The organism is Dietzia sp. SYD-A1, assembly GCF_015356725.1.
GTDB lineage: Bacteria > Actinomycetota > Actinomycetes > Mycobacteriales > Mycobacteriaceae > Dietzia.
Genome location: NZ_JADDKI010000088.1, coordinates 1 through 5,159, shown reverse-complemented (window position 1 = coordinate 5,159; position 5,159 = coordinate 1). Strand labels below are relative to the sequence as shown.

General features: G+C 71.6%; 5 protein-coding genes and 2 tRNA genes. 2 read left to right on the top strand and 5 right to left on the bottom strand.

Features of this window, described 5'->3' with window-relative positions:
• A partial coding sequence (locus tag IY392_RS04555) for a tripartite tricarboxylate transporter permease (protein WP_194860623.1) occupies window positions 1–685 on the top strand: 685 nt, incomplete at its 5' end.
• Between the two features lie 61 nt (window positions 686–746).
• Here IY392_RS04555 and IY392_RS04550 read toward each other — a convergent pair.
• Both IY392_RS04550 and IY392_RS04545 read right to left on the bottom strand, forming a co-directional pair.
• Window positions 747–820: transfer RNA gene (locus tag IY392_RS04550), tRNA-Met, on the bottom strand.
• 42 nt (window positions 821–862) lie between these two features.
• Window positions 863–935 (bottom strand) — tRNA-Thr (locus IY392_RS04545).
• A gap of 129 nt (window positions 936–1,064) precedes the next feature.
• On the opposite strand from IY392_RS04545, the gene IY392_RS04540 reads away from it, so the two are divergent.
• A complete protein-coding gene (locus tag IY392_RS04540; protein ID WP_194860622.1) occupies window positions 1,065–1,787 on the top strand; it encodes a glycosyltransferase family 2 protein in 723 nt (240 codons plus the stop codon).
• A 36-nt stretch (window positions 1,788–1,823) separates the two neighbouring features.
• Here IY392_RS04540 and IY392_RS04535 read toward each other — a convergent pair whose 3' ends face one another.
• From IY392_RS04535 to crtI, 3 genes are read right to left on the bottom strand one after another with little or no spacing between them, the layout of a single operon-like run.
• On the bottom strand, window positions 1,824–3,119 hold the full coding sequence (locus IY392_RS04535; RefSeq protein ID WP_107757123.1) for a prenyltransferase: 1,296 nt from the start codon (window positions 3,117–3,119) through the stop codon (window positions 1,824–1,826).
• A complete protein-coding gene (locus IY392_RS04530) occupies window positions 3,116–3,472 on the bottom strand; it encodes a lycopene cyclase domain-containing protein (protein WP_194860621.1) in 357 nt (118 codons plus the stop codon). Before IY392_RS04530 ends, IY392_RS04535 begins: the two co-directional genes overlap by 4 nt.
• Window positions 3,469–5,151, bottom strand: coding sequence for a phytoene desaturase family protein (gene crtI, locus IY392_RS04525; RefSeq protein WP_194860624.1), 1,683 nt, complete (start codon window positions 5,149–5,151; stop codon window positions 3,469–3,471). Before crtI ends, IY392_RS04530 begins: the two co-directional genes overlap by 4 nt.
• Window positions 5,152–5,159: the final 8 nt, after the last annotated feature.

Below are 5,159 nucleotides of genomic sequence, written 5' to 3'. Positions count from 1 at the left end.
GGCCCTGGCCGCGCGGCGGCACGACCCCGACTTCGGCACCCGCGGCGCGCTCCAGGGCGTCGCCGCTCCCGAGGCCGCGGGCAACGCCACCGCCGGCAGCGCGATGGGCGCACTGCTCGTCCTGGGCCTGCCGACCTCGGCGACGGCCGCCATGATGCTGGCCGCGTTCCAGCAGTACGGGATGCAGCCCGGCCCCATGCTCTTCGAGACGAGCGCCGCGCTTGTGTGGCCGCTGCTCGCCAGCCTGTTCGTCGGGCTGATCATCCTGCTGGTCATCAACCTGCCGTTCGCGGCCGTCTGGGCGAAGCTGCTGCTGATCCCCCGCCACTACCTGTACGCCGGCGTGACGGTGATCGCGATGCTCGGCACCTACGCGATCTCCTCCTCGACACTGGACCTGTGGATGGTGATCGCGATCGGCATCCTGGGATTCGTCATGCGCCGGTTCTCGATCCCGCTGGCCCCGGTCCTGATCGCCGCGATCCTCGGCCCGCTGGCCGAGCTCGAGCTGCGTCGGTCGCTGGCACAGTCCGAGGGCGACGTGTCGATCCTGGTCTCGTCGAACATCACCCTCGCGCTCTACGGCCTGCTGGCCGTGGCCGTGGCGGCGAGCATCATCCAGCACACCCGGCACCGTCGTCGTCGCCGCCGGGAGGCCGCGGCGGAATTGGAGGCCGCACGGTAAGGAGCTCGGACACGACGAAGGCCGCCCACGACACGTGGGCGGCCTTCGTGATCCTGATCGGTACCGGTGGGGGGACTCGATCCCCCGACCTCACGATTATGAGTCGTGCGCTCTAACCAGCTGAGCTACACCGGCATGCGCTGCCAGTCGGGCGATCGGGCCGCCCCGCACAGTGCGAGCCCCCTGACGGAATCGAACCGTCGACCTTTTCCTTACCATGGAAACGCTCTGCCGACTGAGCTAAGGGGGCCGGCCACCCTGGGTCGCGAAGCGCTCCGCGGCTCGGGGTGAAAGCCTCTAGCAGATTACACACAGGCTCGAACGGGGCACAAATCGCCCGGTGGAGCGGGGTCGAGGCCCCGCTGGCAGGATGTGGGGCATGCGTATCTCCGTGGTCGTCCCCGTCCTCGACGACGCCCACGAGCTCGCCGGGTGCCTCGCGGCCCTGCACGGCCAGACGAGGCCGCCGGACGAGATCGTCGTGGTGGACAACGGATGCTCTGACACGAGTGCGGACGTCGCCCGCGAGGCCGGCGCGCGAGTGGTGACCGAGCCGGTCCGGGGCATCCCCTCGGCCGCCGCCGCCGGCTACGACCGGGCCTCGGGCGACGTGATCGCCCGCCTGGACGCGGACTCCCGCCCGGGCCCGGACTGGATGCGACGGATCGAGAGCGCGTTCGCCGAGGACCCGGGTCTCGTGGCGCTCTCGGGCCCGGGCGAGTTCATCGGACTGAGCGGGTGGCGGGCCCGCGCCGCGCAGCTGCTCTACATGGACGCCTACTTCTTCTCCGTCGGCGCCGCGATGGCCCACCCTGTGTTGTTCGGGTCCAATCTGGCGATGCGGCGCACGGCCTGGGAGCGCGTCCGCGACGGAGTCGACCGGTCGGACCCGGAACTGCACGACGACATCGACCTGTCGTTCCAGTTCGGCGCCGACGACCGGCTGCGGGTGGACAGGTCGCTGACCGTGGGCATCTCCGCGCGTCCGTTCGACGATCCGGCCGCGATGCGCCGGCGCTTCTCCCGTGCGTTCCGGACGATCGCGCGCAACTGGCGCACCTCGCCGCCCTCTCAGCGCTGGATGGGGCGCCTGCGGCGCTGAGTCGGCCGCAGGGCGCTGAGTCGGCCGCAGGGCGCGTCAGGACCAGACGAGCACCGACCACAGGATGATCTGCGTGACGCAGAATCCCGCCAGCATGTTGAGCACCAGGAATCGCTTCCAGCCCTCGTTGGTGCGCTCGGCGTCGGCGTCGGTCACTCCGACATAGGCCGCGACGGTGGCCAGGTACGGCAGGATCGCGAAGGCGGCCCCGGACGCGGGCCACGGCGCCGCCACCAGCAGGACGATCACCGCGGCGGCGTAGCAGGCCAGCGCGAACCACACCGCGGCGCGGGCCCCGAGCACGGTGGCGACGGACTTCAGGTCCGCCTCGCGGTCGAAGCGGACGTCCTGGACGGCACCGAAGGCCTGCGAGGCGGCGCCCCACAACATGAAGGCCACCAGGCAGGCCCACACTCCCCCGGTCAGCTCGGCACCCGCGATGGTCCAGCCGACGATCGCCGGGGAGACGAAGTGGAAGGCGGAGGTCACCGAGTCGAGGAACGGGATCTCCTTGAACCGCAGTCCCCTGGCGCTGTAGGCGATCACGGCGAAGGCGCTCGCGGCGAGCCACAGGGACGACTCCAGCGATCCCACCAGCACGAGGTAGAGGAGGAACGGCACCGTGGTCACCGCGGAGGCCACGAGGGTGGCGGTGTGACGGGAGCGTTCCAGCACCGATCCCTCGACGCCGCCCTTGCGCGGGTTGCGCAGGTCCGACTCGTAGTCGAACACGTCGTTGATCCCGTACATCGCCAGGTTGTAGGGCACCAGGAAGAAGACCGTGCCGATGACGCCGACGAGGTCGAACCCCCCTGTGGCCAGGAAGTACGCCAGGGCGAACGGCGCGGCGGTGTTGATCCACGACACCGGCCGGGACGACCAGAACAGCGTGGAGAGCAGACCGGGTGACGGGGACCGCTCGGGGGTGCGGACCTCGTCGTCGTCGTGCCCCGGACCGCGTGCCAGCAGCGCGTCACCCCTGCCCGACACCGTCGGGTTCCCGACCCCGGCCCCGACGCGCGGCGACTCGGTGAGCAGCGCCCACACCGACGGCACGAACACCGCCGCGGCCACGGCGTAGGCGAAGTCCTCGATGGGCGCCACGCCCAGCCGGATGCCGCTGGTGAGCTCGTCGTCGTACGCCACGAGCCCGGCCGAGATCATGATGTTGTCGAACACCGCGGTGAGGATCATGAGAATGACGAATGCGCCGGCGACCCCGATCAGCCACCGGCGCCTGGCCTGACCTCGCAGGCGCCAGGCCGCGAGGAGGGCCACGGCCACCACGGGGATGGACATGGTGAGGTTGAGGGTCGTGTAGAGGCTGGTCACGGGCGTTCCCCCGCCGCCCGGGCCGTCCGGGACGCGGCCGCGTGCTCGACGGCACGGGAGACCCCCGCCGCACACACCAACGCGAGGTGGGACAGGAACGCCAGGAACACGACCTCCTCGACCGGGATCTCGGGGGCCACCAGCAGACCGGTCATGAAGTCGGTCTGGCCGCGGAAGAACACCCCGCTGCGCACCCCGAGGACGTCCCACGTGAGCAGCAGCGCCACGGAGGCGGTGACGGCGAGCGCCGCCGCGGCGGGCGCACGGAACGCCGCCAGCTTCCAGCGGTGGTCGATCACCAGGATCCCGGTGAACGAGACCACCTGAACCAGGAGATAGGCCAGCCCGATCACCTGTCGAACACCGCCCTGTCTTCTCCCGCCCTGTCGAACACCGTGCCCCCGCCGGGCTCGGCCACCGGCGCCGTACCCGTGTCGCCCCGGACGTGTTTGAGCACCAGCTCGGCGCTGATCAGGCACATGGGCAACCCGATCCCGGGGATGGTGGACGCCCCCGCGTAGTAGAGGCCGTCGACGTGCCGGGAGACGTTGCGGGTCCGGAAGAACGCGCTCTGGGCCAACGTGTGGGCCGGCCCGAGGGCGGTGCCGCGCCACGCCCCCAGATCCTGTTCCAGATCGGCCGGCGCGATGGTGCGACGGACCACCACGCGCTCCGCCAGGTCGGGGATCCCGGTCCAGTCGGCGATCTGGGCGATCGCCCGGTCGGCGGCCGCCTCGATGGTCGCGTCACCGGCGCCGTCGACGCCCCCGTGCCCGAGACCGGGGTCGGCGGGGATGGGGACCAGGACGAAGAGGTTCTCGTGCCCCGCGGGGGCGATGCCGGCGTCGGGGTCGTCGGTCGCGCTGGGGCGGCAGACGTAGAGCGAGGCCGGGTCGGGGATGTGGGTGGAGGCGCCGAAGATCGCGTCGAAGCCCTCCTCCCAGCGGTCGGTGAACAGCAGGGTGTGATGCGACAGCTGCGGCAGCTCACCCTTCACGCCCAGCAGCATGAGCAGCGCGCCGGGCCCCGGCGTCTTGGAGTCCCAGTAGGACTGCGGGTAGGTGCGAAGCTCCTCCGGGAGCCACCGGGTCTCGAGGTGGTGCAGGTCGGCGGCGCCCACCACGAGCCCGGCGGGCAGGGTCCGCTCGTCACCGGCGCGGTCGCGCACCCGGACACCGGTCACCCGTGCGCGGGTGGTGCCGCCGTGAGCCCCGCCGTGGGCGGAGGTGGTCAGTTCGACGGCCCGGGTGCCGGTGTGGATGCGCACCCCCTGGGCCTCGGCCACCCGCCGGACGGCCGCGATCACCTCGGTGAACCCACCGCGGGGGTACAGCACGCCGTCGGTGAGGTCGAGGTGGCTCATCAGGTGATAGATCGACGGGGCCAGGTACGGCGAGGACCCCAGGAACACCGCCGGGTAACCGAGGATCTGCTGAATCCGGCGGTCGGTGAAGCGGCGGGAGACGAACGACTGCAGCGGCTGCACGAGCCGCGCCACCAACGCCCCGGCGCGGGCCAGCACGTCCGGCCGCACCAGCGCCGGATACGAGGTGAAGTTGGTGTAAAGGAACCGTCGCAGCGCCAGCTCGTAGGTCGCCCGGGCGGAGTCGAGGTACCTCCCCAGGGCGGCACCCGCACCAGGCTCGAGCGACTCGAACAACTCCTGTGACGCCTGACGGTCCGAGCGGACGTCGACCGGCTCTGCCCGTCCCTCGAAGTAGACGCGGTACCCGGGGTCCAGCCGGACCAGGTCGAGTTGCTCGGCGGCGGACGAGCCGCAGAGCCGGAAGAAGTGGTCGAACACCTCGGGCATCAGGTACCAGGACGGCCCGGTGTCGAAGCGGAAGCCCTCGGCGGACCAACTACCGGCGCGGCCGCCCACCTGGTCCGTCGCCTCGACCAGGGTGACGTCGCGCCCATCCCGGGCCAGCAGGGCGGCGGTGGCCAGACCGGCGATCCCGCCTCCCACCACCACGACGGGGCCGTCCGGTGCCGGTCGGCGGGCGTGGGCGCCGGGTAGTCGATCGGTCAGGACACGGG